This is a genomic window from Caballeronia sp. ATUFL_F2_KS9A (assembly GCF_023630765.1).
Lineage (GTDB): Bacteria > Pseudomonadota > Gammaproteobacteria > Burkholderiales > Burkholderiaceae > Caballeronia > Caballeronia zhejiangensis.
Genome location: NZ_JALQEK010000058.1, coordinates 1 through 3273, shown reverse-complemented (window position 1 = coordinate 3273; position 3273 = coordinate 1). Strand labels below are relative to the sequence as shown.

The 3273-nt window shown below is 60.9% G+C and carries 4 protein-coding genes; all 4 read left to right on the top strand.

Annotated features, from left to right (window positions below):
- Nucleotides 1-398 (top strand): succinate dehydrogenase, cytochrome b556 subunit (gene sdhC / locus NCS67_RS31765; protein ID WP_250437927.1); only part of this gene is annotated, 398 nt, incomplete at its 5' end.
- Between the two features lie 2 nt (nt 399-400).
- Nucleotides 401-769 carry a succinate dehydrogenase, hydrophobic membrane anchor protein gene (sdhD, locus tag NCS67_RS31760; RefSeq protein WP_008354058.1) on the top strand — a complete coding sequence of 123 codons (369 nt, stop codon included), beginning with the start codon at nt 401-403 and terminating at the stop codon, nt 767-769.
- Between the two features lie 5 nt (nt 770-774).
- The gene (gene sdhA / locus NCS67_RS31755) at nt 775-2550 is read left to right on the top strand and encodes a succinate dehydrogenase flavoprotein subunit (protein WP_008354057.1); all 1776 of its coding nucleotides are present in this window, start codon (nt 775-777) and stop codon (nt 2548-2550) included.
- 21 nt (nt 2551-2571) lie between these two features.
- Nucleotides 2572-3273, top strand: coding sequence for a succinate dehydrogenase iron-sulfur subunit (locus NCS67_RS31750; RefSeq protein ID WP_008354056.1), 702 nt, complete (start codon nt 2572-2574; stop codon nt 3271-3273).

The following is a 3273-nucleotide window of genomic DNA, read 5'->3' as shown; positions in this document are numbered from 1 at the left end:
TAAAAAAACCAAGGCCGGAATACCGGAACATCGGGATCGGTCAGATCGCGAAGTATCGCTTGCCGCTGGCGGGCAAGGTATCGATCCTGCATCGCGTGAGCGGCCTGCTGCTCTTCGTGTGTCTGCCGTTCATCCTGTATCTGCTCGATCAGAGCCTCACGTCGGAAATCTCGTTCGACGCGTTCAAGGGCTTTCTCGCCAACCCCATCGTCAAGATCATCACGCTCGTGTTGTCGTGGTCGTATCTGCATCACTTCTGCGCGGGTATCCGCTTCTTGCTGCTCGACACGCACGTCGGCGTGAACAAGCAAGGCGGCAAGCAAAGCGCGCTCATCGTGCTGATCGTCTCGCTGTTGCTCACGCTCGCGATGGCTCTCAAGATCTTCGGAGTGTTCTAAACATGGCAACGCAAAATCGGGTCGGCCCCAAGCGCCTGGTCGTCGGCGCGCACTATGGTCTGCGCGACTGGCTCGCGCAACGCATCACCGCGGTCGTGATGGCCGTGTACACCGTCATTCTTCTCTTCTGGTTCTTCGCGGCGCACAACTTCTCGTATGAAGGCTGGGCGGGCATCTTCGCGACCCAGTGGATGAAGCTTGCGACTTTCGTAGCCTTGCTTTGCCTCTTCTATCACGCGTGGGTCGGCATTCGCGACATCTGGATGGACTACGTGAAGCCCATGGGTCTGCGCCTGCTCTTGCAAGTGCTGACGATCCTCTGGCTCGTCGGATGCGCCGGCTACGCTGCACAGATTCTCTGGAGAGTTTAAAGAACATGGCTGCAATCAAGACTTCCCTGCCGCGTCGTCGCTTTGACGTGGTCATCGTCGGTGCGGGCGGATCGGGCATGCGCGCATCGCTGCAGCTCGCGCGCGCGGGTCTGTCCGTCGCGGTGCTCTCGAAAGTGTTCCCCACGCGCTCGCATACGGTGGCCGCGCAAGGCGGCATCGGCGCATCGCTCGGCAACATGAGCGAAGACAACTGGCACTATCACTTCTACGACACCATCAAGGGCTCCGACTGGCTCGGCGATCAGGATGCGATCGAGTTCATGTGCCGCGAAGCGCCCAACGCCGTGTACGAGTTGGAACACATGGGCATGCCGTTCGACCGTAATCCGGATGGCACGATCTATCAGCGTCCGTTCGGCGGCCACACGGCGAACTACGGCGAGAAGCCCGTGCAACGCGCCTGCGCGGCCGCCGACCGTACCGGTCACGCGTTGCTGCACACGCTGTATCAGCAGAACGTGGCTGCGAAGACGCACTTCTTCGTCGAATGGATGGCGCTGGATCTGATCCGCGACGCCGATGGCGACGTGCTCGGCGTCACCGCGCTCGAAATGGAAACGGGCGAGGTCTATATCCTCGAGGGCAAGACGACGCTGTTCGCCACGGGCGGCGCGGGCCGTATCTTCGCGGCATCGACGAATGCGTTCATCAATACGGGCGACGGCCTCGGCATGGCCGCGCGTTCGGGCATCGCGCTGCAGGACATGGAGTTCTGGCAGTTCCACCCGACCGGCGTCGCCGGCGCGGGCGTGCTGATTACCGAAGGCGTGCGCGGTGAAGGCGGCATTCTGCGTAACTCGAATGGCGATCGCTTCATGGAACGCTATGCGCCGACGCTGAAGGATCTCGCGCCGCGCGACTTCGTTTCGCGTTCGATGGATCAGGAGATCAAGGAAGGCCGCGGCGTCGGTCCGAACAAGGATCACGTGCTGCTCGATCTGTCGCACATCGGCGCGGAGACGATCATGAAGCGTCTGCCGTCGATTCGCGAGATTGCGCTGAAGTTCGCGAACGTCGATTGCATCAAGGAGCCGATTCCGGTCGTGCCGACCATCCACTATCAGATGGGTGGCATTCCGACGAACATGCATGGTCAGGTCGTGGGCACCGCGAAGGGCTACAACGATCCGGTCAACGGCTTCTATGCTGTTGGCGAATGCTCGTGCGTGTCGGTGCACGGCGCGAATCGTCTGGGCACGAACTCGCTGCTCGATCTCGTCGTGTTCGGCCGCGCGGCGGGCAATCACATCATCAAGCACGCGAAGGAATTGAAGGAGCACAAGCCGCTACCGGCCGATGCCGCCGACTTCGCGATGGAACGTCTCGCGGTGCTGGAGAAGTCGACGTCGGGCGAGTACACGCAGAACATCGCCAACGACATCCGCGCATCGATGCAGGCGCATGCGGGCGTGTTCCGCACGTCGAAGCTGCTCGAAGAAGGCGTCGGCAAGATCGCCGAACTCGCCGAGCGCGTGAAGCACGTGCATCTGAAGGACAAGTCGAAGGTGTTCAACACCGCGAAGGTCGAGGCGCTCGAACTGGCGAATCTGATCGAAGTCGCACGCGCGACGATGGTTTCCGCCGAAGCGCGCAAGGAAAGCCGTGGCGCGCACGCGCACAGCGACTACGAGCATCGCGACGACGAGAACTGGATGCGTCACACGCTGTGGTTCAGCGAAGGCGATCGCCTCGAATACAAGCCGGTGCAGATGAAGCCGCTGACGGTCGAATCGGTGCCGCCCAAGGCGCGTACCTTCTAAGGAAAGCGCAAGGAAATCGAAATGGCAAAGAGAATTTTTGAAGTCTATCGCTACGATCCGGACAAGGATGCAGCGCCGCGCATGCAGAGCTACGAGCTCGATCTGACGCATGAACGCATGCTGCTCGACGCGCTGGTGAAACTGAAAGAAGTCGATGAGACGCTGTCGTTCCGTCGCTCGTGCCGCGAAGGCGTGTGCGGTTCGGACGCGATGAACATCAACGGCAAGAACGGCCTCGCGTGCCTGACGAATCTGAACGAACTGCCGCAGAAGATCGTGCTGCGTCCGCTGCCGGGTCTGCCGGTGGTGCGCGATCTGATCTGCGATTTCACGCAGTTCTTCAATCAGTATCATTCGATCAAGCCGTATCTGATCAACGATACGCCGCCGCCCGAGAAGGAGCGTCTGCAGTCGCCCGTCGAGCGCGATGAACTCGATGGCTTGTACGAGTGCATTCTGTGCGCGAGCTGCTCGACGTCGTGCCCGAGCTTCTGGTGGAACCCGGACAAGTTCGTGGGACCGGCGGGCTTGCTGCAGGCGTATCGCTTCATCGCGGATAGCCGCGATCAGGCGACGGGCGAACGCCTCGATAACCTGGAAGATCCGTATCGTCTGTTCCGTTGCCACACGATCATGAATTGCGTCGACGTGTGCCCGAAGGGGCTCAACCCGACCAAGGCGATCGGCAAGATCAAGGAATTGATGGTGCGACGGGCGGTTTGA